The organism is Acidithiobacillus ferrivorans, from assembly GCF_016250455.1.
Taxonomy (GTDB): domain Bacteria; phylum Pseudomonadota; class Gammaproteobacteria; order Acidithiobacillales; family Acidithiobacillaceae; genus Acidithiobacillus; species Acidithiobacillus ferrivorans.
Genome location: NZ_CP059488.1, coordinates 1,031,311 through 1,056,456 on the forward strand (window position 1 = coordinate 1,031,311; position 25,146 = coordinate 1,056,456).

Below are 25,146 nucleotides of genomic sequence, written 5' to 3' on the forward strand. Positions count from 1 at the left end.
ATATGAGTAAAACACTAGCATCTTCGCGTCCGATGGTTTGCTATGGAGCGCGTGGCCGGAATATGCAGTGCGTAGCGCACATGACTTTGCCACGCCGTAAATTGCTTTACATGGCAGTGGTAGCAAGCCTGTCCATGTTTTGCCATACCGCTGTGGCGGGAGTGGGTGCGACCGTGTTGCCTACTGGTGGCTCGGTTGCTGGTGGCATCGGCTCCATCTCGCAAAGTGGATCCTCGATGACCATTCATCAGGCCACATCAAAGTTGGCATTGAACTGGGGTTCTTTTAATGTAGGTAGTGGGGCGACGGTAAAGTTTGTTCAACCTTCGGTAGCGGCAATCGCCCTAAATCGCGTTGTCGGTCAGAACGCTAGTGAAATTTTTGGTCATATGGACGCGAACGGTCAGGTGTTTTTGATTAATCCTCATGGCATTCTTTTTGGCCCAACGGCTGAGTTGAATGTCGGTGGATTGGTGGCCAGCTCATTAGGGATGACCTCTTCGGATTTTATGAAAGGCAAGTACGATCTGAACGCCAATGGATCGGTAGCGAGCGTTGTCAACGACGGTATAATCAATGCCGCAAGCGGCGGTTCGGTAAGTTTGCTGGGTGGAGAGGTTACCAACGATGGTTTGATAGTAGCCAATTATGGGCAGATCAACCTTGATGGCGCTAATCAGGCAGTACTCAATTTTGGCAACCATGGCCTGATTGATGTTCAGATCACCGGGAAGTTGAAGCAACAACTGGCCGCAGAGCATACGGCAGTGGTGAACAATGGTACTCTGCAAGCTAACAGCGGTACGGTCATTTTACAAGCTTCTGCGGCGCGCAACATTTTCACGAATCTGGTCAATAATACTGGCGCCATTATTGCCTCTGGCATCAACACGAATGGTGGCGTTGTACGTCTGATCGCCAATGGCGGCAACACACTCGATAGTGGGACTATTAATGCCACAGGAACGCAAGGTGGCAATGTAGAAATTCTATCTGACCAAGATGTTGGTGTGACCGGTGATGTCAATGTTTCAGGCGCTCAAGGTGGTGGCAGTATTAATGTTGGTGACGGCCCTAACATTGCCGAAGGCCTGCCCACCGCTGCTGTGAGTTATATCGGTCCGAGCGCGACCCTAAATGCCAATGCTAACCAGTCCGGTAACGGCGGTTCCGTCATGGTCTGGGGCAATGAGGGCAATAATTTTTACGGCACCATCACTGCCAATGGTGGCGTGCAAAGCGGTAATGGGGGACAGGTCGAGACCTCGGCTCCCAATGGGTTGAATGTCTATGGGTCGGTGGATGCCTCAGCGAGTGCTGGTGATGCAGGAAGTTGGTTGCTTGATCCTTATGATGTAACTATTAATACAAGCACAAGCAGTGGCATAACCACATCCGCTTCTGGTTCAACAACTGATTTTACTGCTACAGGTAGCAGCTCTACGATAGATAATATCTCAATAAATAACGCTCTTACTGGTGGTGCTGACGTCTATATATTTACAGGGACTGGTGGATCTGGATCTGGTAGTATTACTGTTGATGCTCCTATCGCTGCTTACAGCGGCACCAGTTCACTCTATCTTGAGGCAGCTGGAAGCATTATACTGAACGCAGGTATTTCAAATGGTTCTGCCACGTCCCTTAACCTGTATCTCTGGGCAAATTATTCAGGTTCATCAATAAGTACAACATATACTGCGGGTACTGACACCTCTGCTGCTGTCGATATTGGAAAGACAGGTAACGCAAATATAAGTACTGGTGGTGGTAATGTAGATATAAATACCGGTGCTGGTAACGGTTCAGTAATTATTGGCGACGGTTATGACGGTGGAATTAACACAGGAACCGGGAGCCTTAGGATCAATACAGGTTCGATTGTACAGGGTAGTACCACGAGCGGTGATGCGCTGACGGTTGGGGGTGTTTCCTCTTTCAATGCGGGCACAGGTGTGATCACGCTAGCGAATACGGGCAATGCATTCGGTGGAGCGGTGAGTCTGACGGGTGGAGCGACGCAGATCACGGATAAGGGTTCGCTCATGTTGGGCACCCTGGATACGGGCGCTTTAACGGCAACCAGTGGTGGACTGCTGGATTTGGGCACAGGCACGGTAGGTGGAGCCCTGGATGCGACGAGTGGCGGAGGGGCGATCACGCAGAACACGGCGAGCGGTGATGCGCTGACGGTTGGGGGTGTTTCCTCTTTCAATGCGGGCACAGGTGGGATCACGCTGGGCAATAGTGGCAATGATTTCACCGGTGCGGTGACGGCAACCGGTACGGGTATAACGATCCAGGACGCAAACAATCTGAATATCGCATTGATCACTGATGGCAGCAATGGCTTACTCAGTCTTATTGCGGGTGGAACCTTGACATTGCCGACTCGGGCGATCAACACGGGTAACGGCGATCTGACACTGGCCTCCAATGGCGGTACGCTGACGACGCCGGGGAATCTGAGCGGTGCGAACGTATCGCTGACCGGGTCACGGGGATTAACGTTGAACCAAGACGTGACATCCAGCGGGAATCTTAGTCTTACGAGCAGCAAAGCAGGCATTGACCAGACGTCCGGCGTTTTGAAGGTGAACACTCTGATGGGCAGTTCTGCGGGAAGCACGACGCTTGGCGGTAGTAACATGATCACCGATCTGGGCAACTTCACGGCTGCCGGATTCAGCCTGGACAACGCGCAGAGTCTGACGGTGTCCAGCGGTGCCACGGTGAACGGTGGCAGCAGTACGGCACTGACGACGAACGGCGGCAACCTCACGATTAACGGCACGGTGGATGGAACGACGACCACCCTGACTTCGGCGGGCACGATAGGAGAAGGCACCGGCGGACTGATCAACGCCACCGATTTGACCGGCAGCTCGGTGGGAAGCACGACGCTTGGCGGTAGTAACATGATCACCGATCTGGGCAACTTCACGGCTGCCGGATTCAGCCTGGACAACGCGCAGAGTCTGACGGTCAATGGTCCGCTCAATTCGTCCAATGGTTCCGGCAATATCAGTCTAACGACGGCGAGCGGCCCTCTGGTTTTAAACGCAAGCCTGTCAGGAGGGAATGTCACTCTGGATTCGGCCGGTGCATTGGCTCTGGCTCACAATATCAACGGTATAAATGTAAATTTGGAATCGGGTAGTAATATTGATCAGACCGCTGGGGTCATAACCGCGACCACCCTGACCGGCAGCTCTGCGGGAAGCACGACGCTTGGCGGTAGTAACATGATCACCGATCTGGGCAACTTCACGGCTGCCGGATTCAGCCTGGACAACGCGCAGAGTCTGACGGTGTCCAGCGGTGCCACGGTGAACGGTGGCAGCAGTACGGCACTGACGACGAACGGCGGCAACCTCACGATTAACGGCACGGTGGATGGAACGACGACCACCCTGACTTCGGCGGACACGATAGGAGAAGGCACCGGCGGACTGATCAACGCCACCGATTTGACCGGCAGCTCGGTGGGAAGCACGACGCTTGGCGGTAGTAACATGATCACCGATCTGGGCAACTTCACGGCTGCCGGATTCAGCCTGAACAACGCGCAGAGTCTGACGGTGTCCAGCGGTGCCACGGTGAACGGTGGCAGCAGTACGGCACTGACGACGAACGGCGGCAACCTCACGATTAACGGCACGGTGGATGGAACGACGACCACCCTGACTTCGGCGGGCACGATAGGAGAAGGCACCGGCGGACTGATCAACGCCACCGATTTGACCGGCAGCTCGGTGGGAAGCACGACGCTTGGCGGTAGTAACATGATCACCGATCTGGGCAACTTCACGGCTGCCGGATTCAGCCTGGACAACGCGCAGAGTCTGACGGTCAATGGTCCGCTCAATTCGTCCAATGGTTCCGGCAATATCAGTCTAACGACGGCGAGCGGCCCTCTGGTTTTAAACGCAAGCCTGTCAGGAGGAATGTCACTCTGGATTCGGCCGGTGCATTGGCTCTGGCTCACAATATCAACGGTATAAATGTAAATTTGGAATCGGGTAGTAATATTGATCAGACCGCTGGGGTCATAACCGCGACCACCCTGACCGGCAGCTCTGCGGGAAGCACGACGCTTGGCGGTAGTAACATGATCACCGATCTGGGCAACTTCACGGCTGCCGGATTCAGCCTGGACAACGCGCAGAGTCTGACGGTGTCCAGCGGTGCCACGGTGAACGGTGGCAGCAGTACGGCACTGACGACGAACGGCGGCAACCTCACGATTAACGGCACGGTGGATGGAACGACGACCACCCTGACTTCGGCGGGCACGATAGGAGAAGGCACCGGCGGACTGATCAACGCCACCGATTTGACCGGCAGCTCGGTGGGAAGCACGACGCTTGGCGGTAGTAACATGATCACCGATCTGGGCAACTTCACGGCTGCCGGATTCAGCCTGAACAACGCGCAGAGTCTGACGGTGTCCAGCGGTGCCACGGTGAACGGTGGCAGCAGTACGGCACTGACGACGAACGGCGGCAACCTCACGATTAACGGCACGGTGGATGGAACGACGACCACCCTGACTTCGGCGGACACGATAGGAGAAGGCACCGGCGGACTGATCAACGCCACCGATTTGACCGGCAGCTCGGTGGGAAGCACGACGCTTGGCGGTAGTAACATGATCACCGATCTGGGCAACTTCACGGCTGCCGGATTCAGCCTGAACAACGCGCAGAGTCTGACGGTGTCCAGCGGTGCCACGGTGAACGGTGGCAGCAGTACGGCACTGACGACGAACGGCGGCAACCTCACGATTAACGGCACGGTGGATGGAACGACGACCACCCTGACTTCGGCGGGCACGATAGGAGAAGGCACCGGCGGACTGATCAACGCCACCGATTTGACCGGCAGCTCGGTGGGAAGCACGACGCTTGGCGGTAGTAACATGATCACCGATCTGGGCAACTTCACGGCTGCCGGATTCAGCCTGGACAACGCGCAGAGTCTGACGGTGTCCAGCGGTGCCACGGTGAACGGTGGCAGCAGTACGGCACTGACGACGACGAACGGCGGCAACCTCACGATTAACGGCACGGTGGATGGAACGACGACCACCCTGACTTCGGCGGGCACGATAGGAGAAGGCACCGGCGGACTGATCAACGCCACCGATTTGACCGGCAGCTCGATGGGAGGCACGACGCTTGGCGGTAGTAACATGATCACCGATCTGGGCAACTTCACGGCTGCCGGATTCAGCCTGGACAACGCGCAGAGTCTGACGGTCAATGGTCCGCTCAATTCGTCCAATGGTTCCGGCAATATCAGTCTAACGACGGCGAGCGGCCCTCTGGTTTTAAACGCAAGCCTGTCAGGAGGGAATGTCACTCTGGATTCGGCCGGTGCATTGGCTCTGGCTCACAATATCAACGGTATAAATGTAAATTTGGAATCGGGTAGTAATATTGATCAGACCGCTGGGGTCATAACCGCGACCACCCTGACCGGCAGCTCTGCGGGAAGCACGACGCTTGGCGGTAGTAACATGATCACCGATCTGGGCAACTTCACGGCTGCCGGATTCAGCCTGGACAACGCGCAGAGTCTGACGGTGTCCAGCGGTGCCACGGTGAACGGTGGCAGCAGTACGGCACTGACGACGAACGGCGGCAACCTCACGATTAACGGCACGGTGGATGGAACGACGACCACCCTGACTTCGGCGGGCACGATAGGAGAAGGCACCGGCGGACTGATCAACGCCACCGATTTGACCGGCAGCTCGGTGGGAAGCACGACGCTTGGCGGTAGTAACATGATCACCGATCTGGGCAACTTCACGGCTGCCGGATTCAGCCTGAACAACGCGCAGAGTCTGACGGTGTCCAGCGGTGCCACGGTGAACGGTGGCAGCAGTACGGCACTGACGACGAACGGCGGCAACCTCACGATTAACGGCACGGTGGATGGAACGACGACCACCCTGACTTCGGCGGACACGATAGGAGAAGGCACCGGCGGACTGATCAACGCCACCGATTTGACCGGCAGCTCGGTGGGAAGCACGACGCTTGGCGGTAGTAACATGATCACCGATCTGGGCAACTTCACGGCTGCCGGATTCAGCCTGAACAACGCGCAGAGTCTGACGGTGTCCAGCGGTGCCACGGTGAACGGTGGCAGCAGTACGGCACTGACGACGAACGGCGGCAACCTCACGATTAACGGCACGGTGGATGGAACGACGACCACCCTGACTTCGGCGGGCACGATAGGAGAAGGCACCGGCGGACTGATCAACGCCACCGATTTGACCGGCAGCTCGGTGGGAAGCACGACGCTTGGCGGTAGTAACATGATCACCGATCTGGGCAACTTCACGGCTGCCGGATTCAGCCTGGACAACGCGCAGAGTCTGACGGTGTCCAGCGGTGCCACGGTGAACGGTGGCAGCAGTACGGCACTGACGACGACGAACGGCGGCAACCTCACGATTAACGGCACGGTGGATGGAACGACGACCACCCTGACTTCGGCGGGCACGATAGGAGAAGGCACCGGCGGACTGATCAACGCCACCGATTTGACCGGCAGCTCGATGGGAGGCACGACGCTTGGCGGTAGTAACATGATCACCGATCTGGGCAACTTCACGGCTGCCGGATTCAGCCTGGACAACGCGCAGAGTCTGACGGTCAATGGTCCGCTCAATTCGTCCAATGGTTCCGGCAATATCAGTCTAACGACGGCGAGCGGCCCTCTGGTTTTAAACGCAAGCCTGTCAGGAGGGAATGTCACTCTGGATTCGGCCGGTGCATTGGCTCTGGCTCACAATATCAACGGTATAAATGTAAATTTGGAATCGGGTAGTAATATTGATCAGACCGCTGGGGTCATAACCGCGACCACCCTGACCGGCAGCTCTGCGGGAAGCACGACGCTTGGCGGTAGTAACATGATCACCGATCTGGGCAACTTCACGGCTGCCGGATTCAGCCTGGACAACGCGCAGAGTCTGACGGTGTCCAGCGGTGCCACGGTGAACGGTGGCAGCAGTACGGCACTGACGACGAACGGCGGCAACCTCACGATTAACGGCACGGTGGATGGAACGACGACCACCCTGACTTCGGCGGACACGATAGGAGAAGGCACCGGCGGACTGATCAACGCCACCGATTTGACCGGCAGCTCGGTGGGAAGCACGACGCTTGGCGGTAGTAACATGATCACCGATCTGGGCAACTTCACGGCTGCCGGATTCAGCCTGAACAACGCGCAGAGTCTGACGGTGTCCAGCGGTGCCACGGTGAACGGTGGCAGCAGTACGGCACTGACGACGAACGGCGGCAACCTCACGATTAACGGCACGGTGGATGGAACGACGACCACCCTGACTTCGGCGGGCACGATAGGAGAAGGCACCGGCGGACTGATCAACGCCACCGATTTGACCGGCAGCTCGGTGGGAAGCACGACGCTTGGCGGTAGTAACATGATCACCGATCTGGGCAACTTCACGGCTGCCGGATTCAGCCTGGACAACGCGCAGAGTCTGACGGTGTCCAGCGGTGCCACGGTGAACGGTGGCAGCAGTACGGCACTGACGACGACGAACGGCGGCAACCTCACGATTAACGGCACGGTGGATGGAACGACGACCACCCTGACTTCGGCGGGCACGATAGGAGAAGGCACCGGCGGACTGATCAACGCCACCGATTTGACCGGCAGCTCGATGGGAGGCACGACGCTTGGCGGTAGTAACATGATCACCGATCTGGGCAACTTCACGGCTGCCGGATTCAGCCTGGACAACGCGCAGAGTCTGACGGTCAATGGTCCGCTCAATTCGTCCAATGGTTCCGGCAATATCAGTCTAACGACGGCGAGCGGCCCTCTGGTTTTAAACGCAAGCCTGTCAGGAGGGAATGTCACTCTGGATTCGGCCGGTGCATTGGCTCTGGCTCACAATATCAACGGTATAAATGTAAATTTGGAATCGGGTAGTAATATTGATCAGACCGCTGGGGTCATAACCGCGACCACCCTGACCGGCAGCTCTGCGGGAAGCACGACGCTTGGCGGTAGTAACATGATCACCGATCTGGGCAACTTCACGGCTGCCGGATTCAGCCTGGACAACGCGCAGAGTCTGACGGTGTCCAGCGGTGCCACGGTGAACGGTGGCAGCAGTACGGCACTGACGACGAACGGCGGCAACCTCACGATTAACGGCACGGTGGATGGAACGACGACCACCCTGACTTCGGCGGGCACGATAGGAGAAGGCACCGGCGGACTGATCAACGCCACCGATTTGACCGGCAGCTCGGTGGGAAGCACGACGCTTGGCGGTAGTAACATGATCACCGATCTGGGCAACTTCACGGCTGCCGGATTCAGCCTGAACAACGCGCAGAGTCTGACGGTGTCCAGCGGTGCCACGGTGAACGGTGGCAGCAGTACGGCACTGACGACGAACGGCGGCAACCTCACGATTAACGGCACGGTGGATGGAACGACGACCACCCTGACTTCGGCGGGCACGATTAATGAGGGGGCTGGTGGGCAGGTTGATGCTGGGATGTTGACAGGTACAGCAATTGGTTCGACGGTGCTAGGGAGTGCATCCAGTAATAATGATAATCTCGTTAATGTTCTTGGTGATTTCTCATCACCATCCGGCTTCAGTTTTACTAATAATCAAACATTAACATTGGCGTCCATGAATGGGAGTCCATACACAGTGAATGCCGGAACTTCTTCATTCTATCTGTCGACAAATAATGGAAATATTCAGCAAATAGGTACCAGTCCCCTGTACGATGGGTCTGGCATTTTTTCCTCAAAGGGTGGTATTGGTACAGCTTCTGCACCAATATATGTCGTAAGTCCGCATGCCCAGTACGTGGCAATGCTAGGGATACCGCCGGCCTATTTCAATGCAGTTAATTTGCAAGGGGGGTTTATACCCATTATCGGAAGATTTAGCGTCAATGTACCAGGTGCTGTGCTGGCCAGTCGCGTGCAAGATTCTAGTAATCATGCATATGGTTATGTCGATGCTAGTATTGTTTCGGCGCACTATGTGCCCTATGGCATTGCTCCGCCAGGCTTACGTTTGCCTGGAGCAAAGCAAGCGTGTTCACCCGGAAATCCTGGTAATTGCCAGGATAAAACGCAATGAGCTTCTTTATGGGAATGTTAGGAAAACAATCAATCATTGGTGATGCCTCAAGATGAAAGATTATCGGGAGGCATCACTATGACGAGAAGTCTCTATCAGTTAATTTGGTTCATAGTGGCTAGCGTACTCAGCATGATGGTTGTTCCAGCGAGTGCGCAGGACGTTGCCTTGATGACTGCTGCGCAATCAATTCATGAGTTAGAGTTGGTACGGGAGGCGTTGGCTAAACACCTACAATCATCACCTGCCCGTAAGTCACTGCCAAAAGTGCGTGAAGACATTAATAAATTGATCAATGCATTGCGCGGTGAACCTAACAAATATTCGCATCAAACTTTGGCTATTCTGAATTCAAAGGAGCGAACACTCGTTTTGCGTGCATATGCCGTGGCTCAACGCACGGAATCGTATCTGCATGCATCCGACGGGTGTATCGGTTCAGAAGGCTCTGCTATGGCTGCGGTATTACTATCCTCCGTGCAGCAATTGACAGATGTTTCGAGTGGCGGTGGTGTTAGTTCCAACCCCGCAGTGATTTACGCAATTGAAACCACAAATCATCGTCACCCACTTTTTGTCATCAGGCAGGGCGGAGTATTACGAGCTATCACGCTCACAGGGGTAAATTTGACGGATCCGCAATGTGCAAATCCAGCGGTAGAAGTCACTAACGCTCAGGGGAACGTGCTGGGTACACAGCCAAGGATCGAAGCGGCAACGCCTACGAGGATCATGTTGCGTTGGCCGGATCTCGCCAGGCTCGTACCTGGTAGCTATGTGTTACATGTAACGCCGCGGAGGAATCACTTTCTTTTTGGTTGCTCTTTGCAGGCTCATGGGCAGGCTGTAGGTTTCTTTCGGGTGATACCGGCACCACAGATTACAGTGAGTTATCTCTTAAGTGCGGTTTGCCAAAAGACCGATGAGGTTAATAGCAAAGTACAAACGAAAGTCCATAGTTCCGGCATATTAGCGCCCATGGGGGCCTCTCTGGATTTTTCATCAAAGTCTATCCATCTACAGGCATGTGTGAATCCCGTCACCTACAGTTTGCTTGCCAAAGCCAATTATGGAGATGGTATTGGTAAGTCTGTCGGACCGATAAGTCAGCCTGCAAATGCTAACATTACTCTAGGATTTCCGGGTAACTTGTCGGTGACATGGAACCCCTCCTCGCAGAGGTTGTTTTCTCATCTGAGTCAGAATCGCTGTATGAAAAGCATAAGATAGAGGCTCTGCCTGAGATGATGTTAGCTTTCTCTAGTTTTCTGAACCAGAAAACATCTGTATTTCTGATAGTCCGCTTGGCGCGAGATCTTTCAGAAGATCCATAAAATTTGCACCAACCAGCCGCTGCGCACGCCGCAGCAACAAAGGCACAGGACTGGAAGGTTCATGCTTGGCATAATACTCGCATATGGCGTCCAGCAAGCGTTTTACATCTTGAAGATTAGTAATCTGGCCTGGTTCTGTAGGTCCGACCAGCCCTGTATCGCCCATTTCCGTAGGCGAGTTCAAGTCACTACTGTCCGTATCAGGAGAATCGGTGCCAAAAGATGGTATTCGAAGTGCGACTTGTGCATGAATAAACTTGGCTAGATCTCTATGGTCCTGTAGTAGGGGTTTAAGATCAGGACCTGCCGTTCCCACACGATCGTAAAATATGCGGTCTATAACATTGGCATGTTCCAAAGCGTCTGTTATTGCCGCTAGCGCTTCCACTAATTCTTGTTCAGGACAGTCCATGCAACAGGCTTCAATTTCTACTAAAGTTGGAGAGCCGCCAGTGTTTGTCTGGAGTGTGCCATTGGCAATACGTAGGCTTCGAAGAGAGAATTGCCCTAGCCGTGGTGATCGTACAAAAGTGGTATTACGAAAATAGCCCAAAATACCTATCGGATCGGTAAGAACGCTTACGCTATTTACTCTTGCGGTTGGGTCATTGTTATCTTCAGCATCTAGCTGTGGATGAACATCATCCCAATAATTTTCAAGTAATCCTTGAACGAGTGCGAGACCGGATGCCCAGCCGGGTAAGCCTTGAGTTCGCAACCATGCTGATGTAAGGAAAATGGCTGCGCGCAGATCCTTGGAACGTCCAAGAAGTTCCTCAGAGCGTTTTTCAACTTGGCTCCAATCTGGCTCTTCAGCGGCTTTCACGCTGTCGCCCATGGCACGTTCTGCCTTGGGGGTTGCTACAAGCTCCAACTCAACAAACTGGCGATCATATTCAAGGTTTTCTCCACACGGCATTTCCTCACTGATTGGCGTTAGAAGTTCCGATATGTCGATCATCTGGGACATGGGCTTAAAATCCATTAAAAGAAAATTATAGTCTGCATCATAGCAATATCTGGTGTGGAACGCTATAATCTTTAATAAATAGATAGGGAATCATGGTCCGCTTGCGTAGTGATTTTAAAGTGGTGCGCTGTTTGTACTGGATGCCCATTTCCTGCCGTAACCGCACCACACGGTCGCGTCTGGTGACAAAGCCCTCTTCTTGTAGCTCTTTGTGCAATCTTTTGGCACCATTATGATCTCCGGGTTTTTTATGTGTTGCGCGAATGGCGACTTTCAATCGCTCATCCTCCGGTCGATGCTTCGACGGCGGCCGATTCGGCCAAGCGTGGAAACCGCTCAGTGAGACCTTAAAGCTTGTCCATGGCTTATGGAGTATTGGCTTCGCCACGCCTTCATGAGCGCTGACAATCTATTGTCATTGAGCCGCCACACATTGTTACACCGTCTTTTAGAGGGATTTGCTCAGTGCTTGGGCGCTTATTGTGGTATTGAGAACGGAACGATCCATACAATGCGATAATCCAGAGCTATGATCGAATCTGGTGTACAGGCAGATTACAACTGACTTGAGTAAGGTGGCGTACTGTTGCTACAAAGGGTTTGCAGACCAAGTAAGCAACATAAGGAGTACGCCGTGGAAAAGAATACCGTATTTGAGGGTGGTATGGGAGAGCTGGGCTTGGGGATAGAGGGCGTGCTGCGGCGTGCGGCACGTTCCCTGATCGAACAGGCCATAGAGACAGAGGTGGCCGGATTGCTGGAAGAGTTTTCTGCGGTACGGATGGTCAATGGTCGTCAGGCGGTCGTTCGTAACGGCCACCTGCCGGAGCGAGAGATCATAACTGCCCTGGGCCCTGTGCCAGTGAAGGTCCCCAAGGTTCGGGATCGCTCGGGTTCGGGGATTAAATTCAATTCGGCACTGGTGCCACCGTATGTGCGTAAATCGCGGACGGTGGCGGCCACGGTCCCCTGGCTGTATCTGCATGGGGTATCTTCTGGCCACATGCAGGAGGCGCTTTCTATCCTCCTGGGCGAAGAGGCCAAGGGACTTTCCCCTGCGGCATTGGGACGCCTCAAGGCGCAGTGGGCGGAAGATCATGCCGCCTGGCAACGCCGTTCCCTGGAAGGTAAACGGTATGCCTACTGGTGGGTGGACGGCGTCTATACCAACCTGCGTGCGGAGGAGGATCCACGCATCTGCCTGCTGGTGATTATTGGCGTGACTGCGGACGGGAAGAAGGAACTGGTCAGTGTCAGCGACGGTCTGCGCGAATCCAAGGCCTCCTGGCTGGAGATTCTGCGCGACCTGCAGGCTCGTGGTCTGGAAGCTGCACCATTACTGGCTATTGGTGATGGCGCCATGGGCTTCTGGGCAGCATTGGATGAAGCGTATCCCGAAACCCGCCAGCAGCGCTGCTGGGTGCACAAGACCGCCAACATCCTCAACGAACTGCCCAAATCCAAGCAGGGTAAGGCGAAGGCGGCACTGCAGGAAATCTGGATGGCCGAGAGTCGGAAGGCCGCGGAGAAAGCCCTGGAAGTCTTTGTGCGCAACTACCAGGCGAAGTATCCCAAGGCCGTGGCCAAGCTGGAAAAGGATCGGGCGGAATTGCTGGCCTTCTATGATTATCCGGCCGAACATTGGCGACACATCCGCACCACCAATGCCATTGAATCGACCTTTGCCACCGTGCGTCACCGGACATCGCGCACAAAAAACTGCGTGTCGCGCAACAGCTTCATTGGATTGGGCTTCAAGATGTTACAACAGGCAGAGAAACGCTGGATCGGGATTTATGCCCCTGAGAAAGTCCACGATCTTTTTGCAGGGGTGAAATTCATGGATGGATTGCCGGCCAATCAAATCCTGCCGGATGACCAACAGAGCGCCGCCTGAAGCTATGTCAGTAAATGCTTATACACCAGAATTGACTATAGCTCGATAATCCACTTTCCGCCCCCACCCTACGCCTGACTCCATTTCAGAGAGGCGACAACTACCTTGACACCGGGGTACGTGAGCAAAGAAAAAATGCCAGAAGTAGCGCCACCCAAAATGGAAGCTACTATTAGGATTAGACAACAACTCTCGTAAAGAGCCTTTCGTTGATTGTCCAGAATACTACGATCCAAGCAAGCACGAGTCTGCTGCGTCTTCTTTCGAATAGTACCGTGCCTCAATTTGGTTGCCGTCAGGATCCCTAAAGTAGATGGACGTGCCTACTCCATTTGCCCCAAATCTATTTACTGGACCCGCTTCTATACGAATGCCATTAGATTGAAGCCGCTCCGTGAGAAGCAGCCAATCTTCCTTCGACATTGCAAGACAAAAATGATTGAGGTTTCCTTGGCCCTTATTTTGTTGTGCTTCTGTTGCCCACATGTGTTTTGGAAAAAGATCTATAATGGTATCCGAATTAATCCTAACCGATGGGAATGGTGCTTCGTTTTTCTGATACTCACTCAGCCGTTCTGATTGAAGCAACAGAACCCCTGTATAAAAGTCTATGGATTTACTGATCTCCTCTACGTTGAGGACGATATGGTCTATAGATAGTTTCATATTTATACTCACCCTTTTGTAAAGAATAGAACCATTATTATTGACTAAGCAAAGTTTTGTCGCCATTTGGATGGCATCTCATCTTAGAAAGTTCAGCCATATGTGCACCGTAACGCATGCTTAGTTGCCGTATAGACCTTTTGACTTATTTATGGGTACTGGGACCGTTATGGAATACCAACCATGGGCACTCACATGAACGGGATAGTTCGGTAAGGCAGCAGGATGGGAAGAAACTTCTGTTGCACAGGCCGTAAGCAGCCACGAGCAGCAGAGGAAAAAGCCCAGCCGCGAGATAAACATCATAAGGTTTCCAATGTACCTTCCAGAAATTTCTCTAGGGACAACGATTGTTCAGTCCCTTTGAACAGGAAAGCAAAACCCAGTAATGAGAATCCGTTGATAGGGCCAATGATGTCTTCTGGGTCACGTTTATCTGCGGTGATTCGGTCAGAACGTCTGAGCTCTGCCGAACCCAACCACTTTTGCCCATCAGGCTTTGTCAAAGTGACTTGCCCAATTTCTCCACGCTGAAAAGTCCGGGTGCCATCATCAAATGAAGCCACATTCATGCCCCCAAGAAAGCCGCCAAGACTGATGTCCATCACATCCCCGAAGATCAACTCATGATTATTCTTGCTCCACAGCGCTGAGATGGGGACCTTCAAAGCAAAGCGTTCGTGCATACGGCCCTTATGGATATACACCTTCACAGGATAGGAAATATGGAGAATATTATTTACTGCGGCTGCGGCATTAGCCACGAAGCTTAAAGCGTAGTCTTTGCCATAACCCACACACAGGACCTTTCCACCCATCTGAAATGGATCACCTTCAGTAGAGTCATCCTGCAGAGTGAGCCGTATGGATTTAGCCTCAAGCTGGGCAACCTTTGCCGTAAAAGTCTGCTGCACTTGGTCCTTGAACAGTGTGATAGTCGTGCCGTGTGCGCGGAGGGTCATGAGGAGGTCGGGGATTTCTGGCGCAGGGGCAATATCCCAGGAGGAAAATTGGGCCTCAAGGCGTTCGTCAACGGAAAGTGGTTTGGGCATGATGTTTGTCCGTAAAAAACATTTGGTTAACTTACCACAACTGCCGATCCATTCATCAGTCGATATCCAAGGTACCTTCCAGGAATTGCCCTAGAGATAGTGTGTCCTCCGGTCCATTGATTAGGAATGAAAAACCTAACAAGAAAAATCCTCTGATGGGACCACTGACATCATTGGAGTCACTGTCATCAGCCGTAATCATCTCTGCGCGCCTCAATTCTGCTGATCCCACCCACTGTTGTCCGTCAACCTTGATTAGAGTAACTTTCCCCTTCTCTCCACAGTGAAATGTTCGGGGGCTATCGTTAAAAGTGGCCACATTCATGCCCTCAAGAAAACCACCCAGGCTGATATCCATCACCTCACCGAAGATCACCCCATGTGTGTTCTTATCCCACTGGACAGAAACAGGGACCTTCAGAGGAAACCGCTCATGCATGCGGTCCTTACGGATACGCACTGCCGTCGGATAGCTGACCTCAATAGCATCAACTTCCACGGCCGTGACATTGGCCACGAAGCATATGGAGCAGTTTTTGCCATAACCCACGCACAGTACTTTCCCGTCAAATTGGAATGGATTACTTCCAAACGGGTAATTTTGCAGAGTGAGCCGTATGGAATTGGCCTCAAGCTGGGTTACATGAGCCGTAAAAGCCTGCTGCACCTGGTCCTTAAACAGCGTGATGGTCGTGCCATGGGTACGGAGGGCAAAGAGCAACTCGGGAATCTCGGCTGCAGGGGCAATGTCCCAGGAAGAAAACTGGGCTTCAAGGCGTTCGTCAACGGAGTGTGGGTTGGGCATTGTATTTGTCCTTAAAAAGCATGGGGTAATTTACCACAGCTGCCGATCCATTAGGCGAAACTTGCCTGTTTTGGCTAGGTCAAAGCCGGTGCACTACGAATGTCACCACGCCCCAGATCATAAACATCTGATCCGGTCTGACCTTAATACTAGGATATTCTGGATTCTCTGCCACTAATTGTACGGCTTGCCCCTGTCGTGCCAGACGTTTCACCGTGAATTCTCCGTCCAATGCGGCAATCACAACTTGTCCTGATTTGGGTTTGCTGCTTCGATCGACCACCAGTAGATCACCATCATGGATTCCTGCGCCCAACATGGACTGCCCTGAGACTCGCAACAGGAAGCTGCTTTCCGGGTGAGGCAGGCAGTAGTCGTTGAGGTCAACATAATCATGAACGGTATCGTCTACCTGCGCGGGAAGTCCTGCGGTCACTTTGGAGAGAAAAAGGGGCAAAGCCGACTTTGGGGCGTCCGGATGGGGCTGCATGACCGTCAGCTCGACCTTGGCCAGCTTGGCAAGGGTGGTGCTATCCAGAGCCATAGAACCCCTCCTCAGTATAGGCCGATGTGGAAAGACAAATCCGATATCATAACCGATTCCGTCGCTGCGTTTTATTCGATCGTTGCTGACCAAATCACTGTAACTCAATTCAAACCGAGAGGATGGTGTCACCGTAACGGGCGACCAGCGGATCATGGGTCAGAAGTCGCATGGGTTCGACGAGCGCTTGTGCTACCAATAGTCGGTCAAAGGGGTCCTGATGATGAGCGGGTAACTCTTCTACCGCTATCGCATGCTCCGCCTCAATGGGGAGAAGTTGATATCCAGACTCCTGGAAATAGCGCAGAGCTTCCGGACTGGATACCGGCATGTCTCCACGTCCAAGTGCATGTTTAATAGCAATTTCCCAGAGGGATGCGGTACTGATCCAGACACTACTTTTGGGGGATTGGATCAGGTCACGCGCCTTCTGTGACAGCTTTGGGCTGTCGGTGATGGCCCATAGCGCGATATGTGTGTCTAGCAGCAGATTCAAGACGCAGTACCGCTAAACCATTGCGCCACGACCTCATTGTTCGCATCAATATTGTCAGGAACCTCAAACAGACCCTTTGCCACACCAATGCGGTTTATTTGAGGTACTTTGTCCACGGGCACGAGCTTGGCTGCCGGGCGACCATTACGGGCGATGATGATTTCGCGCTCTTGTCCCTGCTCAATGGCTTCCACCAGACGAGACAGGGTGGATTTCGCTTGTAACATATTCACGGGTTGCACAGTGTTCTCCAAATCGACGCCTTTAGTCTGGCCTGGCTAAGATGGCCTGTCAATGATGGAGCTGGACGTAGGGCAGACTGTTAAATCTCAGGGCGTTCTGCTCCGTTGCATTCTTCCTTCAGCTTTGGACTGGCATGAAACGTCACAACCCTTCGGGCCGAAATTTCAACAGGCTGCCCATTCTTAGGATTCCTACCCGGACGCACCCGCTTCTCCTTGATTTCAAAGGCCCCGAAGTTGCTGAGCTTTACTTCCTCACCAGACGCCAGTGTTTGACGGATGGTGTCGAAGAACGGTTCTACCAGGGATTTACTGTTGTTGACGCTAACCTAATATTGACCAATGGTCGATTATGTTTCGAGAAGCCAATTTTCCAAAATCGCCCCTGGATATTTGATGAAGTCCTTTGTGTTGTTGGTCACGATAATCACGTTCAGCGATATAGCATGTGCGGCAATCAGCTTGTCGAGCGCATTTGTCCTGGTGTCACGGGTAGCTAACCGGATGGGACCGTAGGATACACCGGCAGCAATATCAAACGGAGCCACCTGTATATCATCCACCAGGCTGGCGAGGTTGATGCGTTCTTGTTCCGGATCGTTTGCGGCGGCCACACCGTATGTCAGTTCGGCGTAGGTGATTGAGGACATCACGACATCGCCGACGTAGCACCGTGCAAAACGCTTGGCGACTTCTTCTGGCTGGTTCTTCATCAGGTAAATGCACATATTGGTGTCGAGCATGTATCGCGCCATTACAGAGGGTCTCTCTCTACCTGTTGCTGGTCGCCGCGACCCTCAGCCATGAAGTCCGGGGCGAACCTGGCAAACTTGGTCAGCACCATAGACAAAGACCGACGCGCGGGTCGTATCCGGATTTCATCGCCATCACGCTCAATCTCCAAATCCATGTCGGTGCGCTCATAGGCGATATCCGCCGGGATACGGACGGCCTGTGAGTTCCCGTTCTTGAAAATTCGGGTGGTATGCATCATAAGCTCCATGGGTGGATGTACGAGGTGTGTACTATAAGCGTTCCGCGCTGCGTGTGTAAATATGCAGTAACCGTCTAAGCAACCCACCTTCCCAAACGATGAGACCTGACAGATCCTGAGACACTTCGGACATACGCAGTGCGGTTTCAGGAAACATGTTGACACGCTCCGACATTGCGGTGGTGTAAGCGCATTTTCAGCTCCCGGCAGTCTTCCGGATATCGTTCGGACCCATCGGAGCGATAGAGTCACCCTTTAAGGTATAGGCCTTTCCGAATCCTGCGATATAACGACCGGATATAGGCCGGAGGCAAAACACATGAAAATCCGGCAACTCAAATAATACTTCCATGATACCGCCGAACTTGGTCGTAAACTGCTCGTACAACAAATGGCAGCTTTCGGATTCTCTGAATATTTCGTGGACATCACACGTATAGCTCACGCGCTTTCTGCCCAACACCTGAGGGGCGCCCTGTTCATCCCCGATGATCATTATCCCCGTGGGTTTTTTGGCGGCGAGGTGGGTGGTATGTGGAGAAAGCATACTCACTGCAGTATAAAACTGATGACTTGTTGCTTCATAAATAAAAGACGCCATGGATGCCTCTGGAACTCCTGCTGAATTTAGCGTTGCCAGGGTCATGGTTTGCGTATTGACTATCAGATTACTTATTTCTGCGGCAACGACTTCTGTGCTTTCCATCATAGTCACACCTCATTCAACGGATTTTCGGTTAAGCGCCGATACACGGCGAAATGGTTGATCACTGGAGCATCCCTACGGTTGGTTTGGTGCTGACCGAAACCGTGCTGTTGTTCATTTCCTGCCCGCAAATGGCCACACCCGTTTTGGCTTCAGACGCTGCCTTAAAAAGGAGAGAGCCTGAGCCACGAGGAGGACAAGCACATAGTTCTTGTACTGGGCGGCGTCCATGCCGCCCTGCAGTTCGTCACAGGATTTCCAGAGGGTGGCGTAGAGTTCGGATTTTTTGAGGGGTATGGGGTTCCCGCTGGTTTCCGTGATGAGATGACGTTGGTTTAGTGGCCGGCTACGTAAGCAGGGTAAACATTCCAGAAGTGGTGCCGCCCAAAATAGAAGCTACTAATAGTCGGAGTGGAAACTTACGCAGCCACGAGCAGCAGAGAAAAAGGTGTGGCCGCCTTACCATCACCTGGTCTCCAATGTACCTTCCAGAAATTTCTCTAGGGACAACGATTGTTCAGGCCCATTGAACAGGAAAGCAAAGCCCAGTAATGAGAATCCTCTGGTAGGACCAATGATGTCTTCTGGGTCACGTTTATCTGCGGTGATTCGGTCAGAACGTCTGAGCTCTGCCGAACCCAACCACTTTTGCCCACCAGGCTTTGTCAAAGTGACTTGCCCAATTTCTCCACGCTGGAAAGTCCGGGTGCCATCATCAAACGAAGCCACATTCATGCCCCCAAGAAAGCCGCCAAGACTGATGTCCATCACATCCCCGAAGATCAACTCATGATTATTCTTGCTCCACTGTGCTGAGATGGGGACCTTCAAAGCAAAGCGTTCGTGCATACGGCCCTTACGGATATATACCTTCACAGGATAGGAAATATGGAGAATATTATTTACTGCGGCAGCGGCATTAGCCACGAAGCTTATGGAGTAGTCTTTGCCATAACCCACACACAGGACCCTTCCACCCATCTGAAATGGATCACCTTCAGTAGAATTATCCTGCAGAGTGAGCCGTATGGATTTGGCTTCAAGATGGGTTACCAGAGCCGTAAAGGCCTGCTGCACTTGGTCCTTAAACAGTGTGATAGTCGTGCCATGTGCGCGGAGGGTCATGAGGAGGTCGGGGATTTCTGGCGCAGGGGCAATATCCCAGGAGGAAAATTGGGCCTCAAGGCGTTCGTCAATGGAGAGTGAGTTTTGCATGGTGTTACTTTACCACAATTGCCATTTTCTACCCCTTCAAGGTCGGTGCACTACGAAAGTCACTAGGCAAGAGAGCCTCTGATCATTCACTGCCGGTGTTATAGGGCATCTCCGGATGGCCCACTCTTCGGTGCCAACGACAGAATTCATTTATGTAATTGGTTACAAAGATTTATTCTTGTCGCCAGAAACCGACAAGGTAATTACTCACTTGTTAGTCTACCCCCGATTCCTTGTCTGGGAAAGACGACAGATGTGTATGAATAGAAGCGTGCAACCACCTGTTTTAGTTGAGTGGCATGATCCATGCAGTAACTCTGCCGCAATATGACTATTTCTGTCCATTGAGGAGACACCATGAAACGTATTTCTGCTATTGTTGCTGCTATCGTTGTCAGCTCTTTTTCACTGTCTGCTTTTGCTGTCACCGATGCCCCGGTTAAACATGCTGTTACCAAGCATGCCCCGGTGAAGCATGTAGTGGCCAAAAAGAAGTTGATGAAGCACACCATGGTCAAGAAGGCACCAGTCAAGCACGCTATGGTTAAGAAGGCCCCAGAGAAAAAGGCTGAATAAATAGCACGCTTGCCGTAACCCAAATCCCGCTGAGACTAACTTGGCGGGGTTTTTTATTAGCTTACCCGCGTTCCCCGTTACATTCTTCCTTCAGCTTTGGACTGGCATGAAATGTAACAACCCTTCGGGCGGCAATTTCAACAGGCTGTCCGTTCTTAGGATTCCTACCCGGACGCGCCCGCTTCTCCTTGATCTCAAAGGCCCCGAAGTTGCTGAGCTTTACTTCCTCACCAGACGCCAGTGTTTGACGGATGGTGTCGAAGAACACCTCGACCAAGGATTTGCTGTCTCTAGCAGCGAGACCCAGGGTGTCTAAGAGGTGGTCTGCAAGCTGTTTTTTGGTGACGGTCATTTATGGGTTCCTAATCAGCTTCCGACACTTTAATAATGAAGCTCCGACAGCCTGCTAGGCAGAAGGGCGCGCTTAAACAAGCGACACCGACGTTGGTTTGATCATGATTATCCTGGCGCATCGCCTTATGATGAGACTTGCGCCGCGACAGGGCAAGTGGTCTCCATGGGAGTTTACTGCATCCGGTGGCGGAACAGCCAGGTTGCGGCAGTCATGGAGCCCAGAGCGATCAGGGCCAGCGGCCAGTATTGCGACCATAGTTCGTGAACGCCATCGCCCTCCAGAAAAACCCCGCGCACAATCATCAGAAAGTAGCGCATGGGATTGATATAGGTGAGGTCCTGCACCAGTTCCGGCATGTTGGCGATGGGGGTGGCAAAGCCGGAAAGAAAGATGGCCGGTACCAGAAAGAGGAATACCCCCAGCAGGCCCTGCTGCTGGGTGACGGCGAGCGACGAGATCATCAGTCCGATGCCGATAGCGGCGAACAGGAACAGCGCCATGCCCAGCGCTAGCGCCAGGATGCTGCCGATGAAGGGCACCTGAAACCAGAACATCCCTACGAGGGTGATAAAAACGCCTTCCAGCGCGCCAATGATGAAGCCGGGCAGGGCCTTGCCCAAGAGGATTTCCAGGGGACTTAGCGGAGTGACGAGCAACTGATCGAAGGTGCCCTGCTCGCGCTCGCGTGCTACCGATAACCCGGTTACCAGCAGGGTGACCACCAGGGTCAGCAAAGCGACAATGCCCGGAACGATAAACCAGCGGGATAACAGATTGGGGTTGAACCAGGAGCGAACCACCAGTTGTGCTGGGGGCTTACCCCAGTGGTGGGTGGTGGCCCAGTGGGTGTCGAAAGACAGAATGACACTGTTGACGTAGTTGAGGGCCAGGGTGGCCGTGTTGGAGTTGCGACCGTCAATGATGACCTGCACGGATGCCGGGTGATGCAGCAGCAGATCGTGGGTGAAGTTCGGGCCGATCTGCAGCACCAGCAACGCTTTTTGGTTGTCGATCAGGGGCGCGATCTGCCCATCATGGGTAATCGTGGCTACCTGTTGAAAGGCGGCCGAGCCTTGAAAGTGTCCTAATAATTCCCGGGAGGCAAAACCGGAATCCTGATTATAGACCCCGTAGGGGATATGGTTGAGGTCGAAAGTCGCGGCATAGCCGAAGACCAGCAACTGCATCAGAGGCGGGCCGATCAACACGAAGCGACTCTTCTTGTCCCGCAACAGCGCCAGAAATTCCTTGATCACCAAAGCCCAGATCCGCGCCAGCATCAGTCCAGCCTCTTATGGGAACGTAGCAGGGTGACTCCGAGGAAAAAGGTCGCCATCAGGGCCAGGGCCAGACTGTTCCAGAGAATGACGGGCCAGACGTCACCCGCCAGAAACACCGTCTGCAAAATGCTCACGTAGTAGCGGGCGGCAACGATGTGGGTGACGAGGCGAATGGCGGCGGGCATGGATTGAATATCGAAGATGAAGCCGGAGAGGATAAAGGCAGGCAGGAAGGTCACGATAATGGCGATCTGCCCGGCCACAAACTGATTATGAGCCACACTGGAGATTAGCAGTCCCATACCCAGCGCCGCCAACAAAAAGAGCGAGGAGCAAAGCAGCAGGACCCAGAAGCCGCCCACCAGAGGAACGGCGAAAAGCCATACCGCCATGGCTACGGACAGGAGCATGCCGCCCATGCCGAGAAAGAAGTAGGGAATGAGCTTGCCGAGGAGTATCTCATTCATGGTCACCGGACTGGCCATGAGGGCTTCCATAGTGCCGCGCTCCCATTCCCGGGCCACTACCATCGCCGTCAGCAGGGCGCCGATGAGCGTCATGATGACGGCGATGAGCCCCGGCACCAGATAATCGCGGCTGCGCAGGGCTGGATTGAACCAGATGCGGTCCTGGCCGGTGACCGGCACGACCAGCGCCGCTCCGGCGCTGGCGGCGCGCTGTTGCAGCCAGCCTTGCCAGACACCTTGCAGGTAACCCTGCAAGATTCGGGCATTATTGGCATCCTCACCGTTGACAAGTACACCGATGCTGGCGGTGTTGCCCTGCAACACCTGGCGGCTGAAGTCAGCACGCAGCCAGAGGATGCCGTCGGCCCGATGCTCCATCACTGCCCGGCGTGCGGCTTGAACATTGCCGTAGACTTGTGGCGTGAAGTAAGTCGACTGCTGCAGCCCGCTGACAAAGGCGCTGGTTTCCGCGCTGGGCTGGTCCACCACCACGGCCACCGGCACATGGCGCGCATCCAGAGATACGCCATAGCCAAAAAGAAAAAGCAGAAACACTGGCATGAAAAAAGCGATGGCGATGGCGGACGGGTCGCGCCAGATCTGGATGAACTCCTTGCGAATCAGACCGCGCAGGCGCTGGAGCTTCATGATGCTCTCCGGGTCTGGCTTTCGTGTGCCTGAATGAGATGGATGAACGCCTCTTCCATACTCGGCTCAGGGTGCGCCGCATCCTTGGCCTGATCACGAATTTCCTGGGGGCTGCCCTGGGCCAGCACCTCGCCTAGGGACATCAGGACGAGGTGGTCGCAATATTCGGCCTCATCCATGAAATGGGTGGTGATTAGCACCGTCACCCCGCCTTCGGCCAGGGCATTGATGCGCTGCCAGAATTCGCGGCGGGCGAGGGGATCTACCCCAGAAGTGGGTTCGTCCAGGAAGAGAATCGGCGGCGCATGCAGGAGGGCACAGGCCAGGGCCAGGCGCTGCTTGATCCCGAGGGGCAGATCGTCGCCATTGACATGGCGATAGTCGGCCAACTGGAATTCCTGTCGCGCCCAGTCTAGACGCGTTTGCCGCGCCTTGCCGCGCAGCCCGTAGGCGGCGGAGAAAAAGGCCAGGTTTTGATCACTGCTGAGGTTGCCGTACAGGGCAAACTTCTGGGCGACGTAGCCGATGCGGGCCCGGGCCTGAGCGGTGGCATGGCGCATGTCGACCCCGGCAATCTGCAGGGAGCCGGAAGAAGCCGGGAGCAGACCGCAGAGCATACGAAAAGTGGTGGTCTTGCCAGCGCCGTTGGCACCCAGCAGGCCAAATATCTGGCCTTTGCGAACGCTGAAGGTGGTGCCCTTAACCGCCTCGAACTTGCCGTAGAATTTGCCTAAGTCGCGCACTTCCACCACGGGCTTTGCCTCCTGGTCCGTGAGCAGGGCGGCGGGCGGCGGGTCAGGCATGATTTTGGTATCCGGGTCTTCGGGGGTGCCTAACAGATCGACAAAGGCATCCTCAAAGGTGGGTGCGGCAACCTGCCAGTTTTCTCCCACCACGGCGTGGGGCCGGGTATCACGGCAGAGCACGCGCACGCCTTCGGCGAGAATACGGGCGTCCTGAACGGCGGGCCGGTGTTGCAGGCTTTCCCGCAGGTGGCGCTTGTTCACCGCTGCCTGGGTGACCAGAAAGCAGCGCCCGTCCAGTGGTTGGTGGAAGGCCTCGGGACTAGCCTTTTTCAGGAGCTTGCCCTGATGCAGCAGAATGATTTCGTCACAGCGCTCCGCCTCGTCAAAATAGGCGGTGCTCATGAGCACCGTGACGCCCTGTTTCCTGAGTCCCTGGATAATCTCCCAGAGTTCGCGGCGGGCAATGGGATCAACACCCACCGTCGGCTCATCCAGGAGGAGCAGTTGCGGGGCACGCAGCAGGGCGCAAGCGACGCCGAGCTTTTGTTTCATGCCGCCGGACAGCGCTCCGGCGCGCCGGGCACCAAAGGAGCCGAGGGCCGTGAGTTTGAGCAGTTCCTGCTGGCGGGCTGCCGCTGCCACCCGCGTTAATCCTTGCAAATCGGCGTACAGGTCGAGATTTTCTTGCACCGTGAGATCTTCATAGAGACCAAAACGCTGCGGCATGTAACCGATAGCGGCTTGCACCCGCGTCGCCTGCCGACGGGTGTCGGCGCCGAGGACGGATACCTCGCCGCTATCCGGGATCAGCAGCCCGGTGGCGAGACGCAGCAATGTGGTCTTGCCCGCCCCGTCGGGTCCCAAGAGGGCGGTGATGGAGCCGAGGGGAAGACTCAGATCCAGGTTGCGCAAAGCCTGTACCCGGTTTTTACCGCGGGCGAAGCTTTTGCTGACTTGACTGAAGCGCAAGGGCGTGTCGGTCATGGC

At 54.2% G+C, this 25,146-nt stretch carries 22 protein-coding genes and 1 pseudogene; 5 read left to right on the plus strand and 18 right to left on the minus strand.

What is annotated here, in order from left to right; all coding sequences use genetic code 11:
- Window positions 1-2 precede the first annotated feature (2 nt).
- From H2515_RS05285 to H2515_RS05295, 3 genes are all read left to right on the plus strand, one after another.
- Window positions 3-4,004: a beta strand repeat-containing protein gene (locus H2515_RS05285; protein WP_198661097.1), complete on the plus strand. Its 4,002-nt coding sequence runs from the start codon at window positions 3-5 to the stop codon at window positions 4,002-4,004.
- An 8-nt stretch (window positions 4,005-4,012) separates the two neighbouring features.
- Window positions 4,013-9,166: a beta strand repeat-containing protein gene (locus tag H2515_RS05290; protein ID WP_198661098.1), complete on the plus strand. Its 5,154-nt coding sequence runs from the start codon at window positions 4,013-4,015 to the stop codon at window positions 9,164-9,166.
- Window positions 9,167-9,244: 78 nt separating this feature from the next.
- Entirely contained in the window at window positions 9,245-10,396 is a 1,152-nt protein-coding gene (locus H2515_RS05295; RefSeq protein ID WP_232821568.1) for a hypothetical protein, read from the plus strand.
- Window positions 10,397-10,426: 30 nt separating this feature from the next.
- On the opposite strand, the gene tssA is transcribed toward H2515_RS05295, so the two are convergent.
- Both tssA and H2515_RS05305 read right to left on the minus strand, forming a co-directional pair.
- Window positions 10,427-11,470 (minus strand): type VI secretion system protein TssA, encoded by a 1,044-nt coding sequence (tssA, locus tag H2515_RS05300; RefSeq protein WP_198661100.1) that lies wholly within the window; start codon window positions 11,468-11,470, stop codon window positions 10,427-10,429.
- A 37-nt stretch (window positions 11,471-11,507) separates the two neighbouring features.
- Window positions 11,508-11,747 carry an IS3 family transposase gene (locus tag H2515_RS05305; RefSeq protein ID WP_198661101.1) on the minus strand — a complete coding sequence of 80 codons (240 nt, stop codon included), beginning with the start codon at window positions 11,745-11,747 and terminating at the stop codon, window positions 11,508-11,510.
- A gap of 357 nt (window positions 11,748-12,104) precedes the next feature.
- Here H2515_RS05305 and H2515_RS05310 point away from each other — a divergent pair, with 357 nt between their 5' ends.
- Window positions 12,105-13,367, plus strand: a complete 1,263-nt coding sequence (locus tag H2515_RS05310) for an IS256 family transposase (protein ID WP_054609030.1) — start codon at window positions 12,105-12,107, stop codon at window positions 13,365-13,367.
- A gap of 225 nt (window positions 13,368-13,592) precedes the next feature.
- On the opposite strand, the gene H2515_RS05315 is transcribed toward H2515_RS05310, so the two are convergent.
- From H2515_RS05315 to H2515_RS05365, 12 genes and pseudogenes are all read right to left on the minus strand, one after another.
- A complete protein-coding gene (locus H2515_RS05315) occupies window positions 13,593-14,099 on the minus strand; it encodes a VOC family protein (RefSeq protein WP_232821569.1) in 507 nt (168 codons plus the stop codon).
- A 236-nt stretch (window positions 14,100-14,335) separates the two neighbouring features.
- Window positions 14,336-15,085 (minus strand): PilZ domain-containing protein, encoded by a 750-nt coding sequence (locus H2515_RS05320; RefSeq protein WP_198661102.1) that lies wholly within the window; start codon window positions 15,083-15,085, stop codon window positions 14,336-14,338.
- A gap of 55 nt (window positions 15,086-15,140) precedes the next feature.
- The gene (locus H2515_RS05325; RefSeq protein WP_035191739.1) at window positions 15,141-15,890 is read right to left on the minus strand and encodes a PilZ domain-containing protein; all 750 of its coding nucleotides are present in this window, start codon (window positions 15,888-15,890) and stop codon (window positions 15,141-15,143) included.
- A 79-nt stretch (window positions 15,891-15,969) separates the two neighbouring features.
- Window positions 15,970-16,434, minus strand: coding sequence for a LexA family protein (locus tag H2515_RS05330; RefSeq protein WP_198661103.1), 465 nt, complete (start codon window positions 16,432-16,434; stop codon window positions 15,970-15,972).
- 109 nt (window positions 16,435-16,543) lie between these two features.
- Window positions 16,544-16,930, minus strand: coding sequence for a type II toxin-antitoxin system VapC family toxin (locus tag H2515_RS05335; RefSeq protein ID WP_232821570.1), 387 nt, complete (start codon window positions 16,928-16,930; stop codon window positions 16,544-16,546).
- Complete coding sequence (locus tag H2515_RS05340) at window positions 16,927-17,172, minus strand: type II toxin-antitoxin system Phd/YefM family antitoxin (protein WP_198661104.1); 246 nt, start codon at window positions 17,170-17,172, stop codon at window positions 16,927-16,929. Before H2515_RS05340 ends, H2515_RS05335 begins: the two co-directional genes overlap by 4 nt.
- An 80-nt stretch (window positions 17,173-17,252) precedes the next feature.
- Window positions 17,253-17,489: pseudogene (locus H2515_RS05345) on the minus strand (integration host factor subunit alpha); the annotation flags it as partial.
- Window positions 17,490-17,522: 33 nt separating this feature from the next.
- Window positions 17,523-17,915, minus strand: coding sequence for a type II toxin-antitoxin system VapC family toxin (locus tag H2515_RS05350; protein ID WP_232821571.1), 393 nt, complete (start codon window positions 17,913-17,915; stop codon window positions 17,523-17,525).
- 11 nt (window positions 17,916-17,926) lie between these two features.
- Complete coding sequence (locus tag H2515_RS05355) at window positions 17,927-18,166, minus strand: antitoxin (protein ID WP_231551049.1); 240 nt, start codon at window positions 18,164-18,166, stop codon at window positions 17,927-17,929.
- Between the two features lie 196 nt (window positions 18,167-18,362).
- Window positions 18,363-18,875, minus strand: coding sequence for a HugZ family pyridoxamine 5'-phosphate oxidase (locus H2515_RS05360; RefSeq protein ID WP_085537847.1), 513 nt, complete (start codon window positions 18,873-18,875; stop codon window positions 18,363-18,365).
- Between the two features lie 111 nt (window positions 18,876-18,986).
- Window positions 18,987-19,244, minus strand: coding sequence for a type I restriction-modification system subunit M N-terminal domain-containing protein (locus tag H2515_RS16300; RefSeq protein ID WP_332873301.1), 258 nt, complete (start codon window positions 19,242-19,244; stop codon window positions 18,987-18,989).
- 93 nt (window positions 19,245-19,337) lie between these two features.
- Entirely contained in the window at window positions 19,338-19,949 is a 612-nt protein-coding gene (locus H2515_RS05365; RefSeq protein ID WP_232821572.1) for a PilZ domain-containing protein, read from the minus strand.
- A gap of 495 nt (window positions 19,950-20,444) precedes the next feature.
- On the opposite strand from H2515_RS05365, the gene H2515_RS05370 reads away from it, so the two are divergent.
- Window positions 20,445-20,663 (plus strand): hypothetical protein, encoded by a 219-nt coding sequence (locus tag H2515_RS05370; RefSeq protein ID WP_035190049.1) that lies wholly within the window; start codon window positions 20,445-20,447, stop codon window positions 20,661-20,663.
- A 61-nt stretch (window positions 20,664-20,724) separates the two neighbouring features.
- Here H2515_RS05370 and H2515_RS05375 read toward each other — a convergent pair whose 3' ends face one another.
- From H2515_RS05375 to H2515_RS05390, 4 genes are all read right to left on the minus strand, one after another.
- The gene (locus H2515_RS05375) at window positions 20,725-21,015 is read right to left on the minus strand and encodes an integration host factor subunit alpha (RefSeq protein ID WP_035190050.1); all 291 of its coding nucleotides are present in this window, start codon (window positions 21,013-21,015) and stop codon (window positions 20,725-20,727) included.
- Between the two features lie 173 nt (window positions 21,016-21,188).
- The gene (locus H2515_RS05380) at window positions 21,189-22,298 is read right to left on the minus strand and encodes an ABC transporter permease (protein ID WP_198661106.1); all 1,110 of its coding nucleotides are present in this window, start codon (window positions 22,296-22,298) and stop codon (window positions 21,189-21,191) included.
- Window positions 22,298-23,413 carry an ABC transporter permease gene (locus H2515_RS05385; RefSeq protein ID WP_198661107.1) on the minus strand — a complete coding sequence of 372 codons (1,116 nt, stop codon included), beginning with the start codon at window positions 23,411-23,413 and terminating at the stop codon, window positions 22,298-22,300. The genes H2515_RS05380 and H2515_RS05385 overlap by 1 nt, the downstream gene beginning before the upstream one ends.
- Complete coding sequence (locus tag H2515_RS05390; RefSeq protein WP_198661108.1) at window positions 23,410-25,143, minus strand: ATP-binding cassette domain-containing protein; 1,734 nt, start codon at window positions 25,141-25,143, stop codon at window positions 23,410-23,412. The genes H2515_RS05385 and H2515_RS05390 overlap by 4 nt, the downstream gene beginning before the upstream one ends.
- Between the last annotated feature and the right edge of the window lie 3 nt (window positions 25,144-25,146).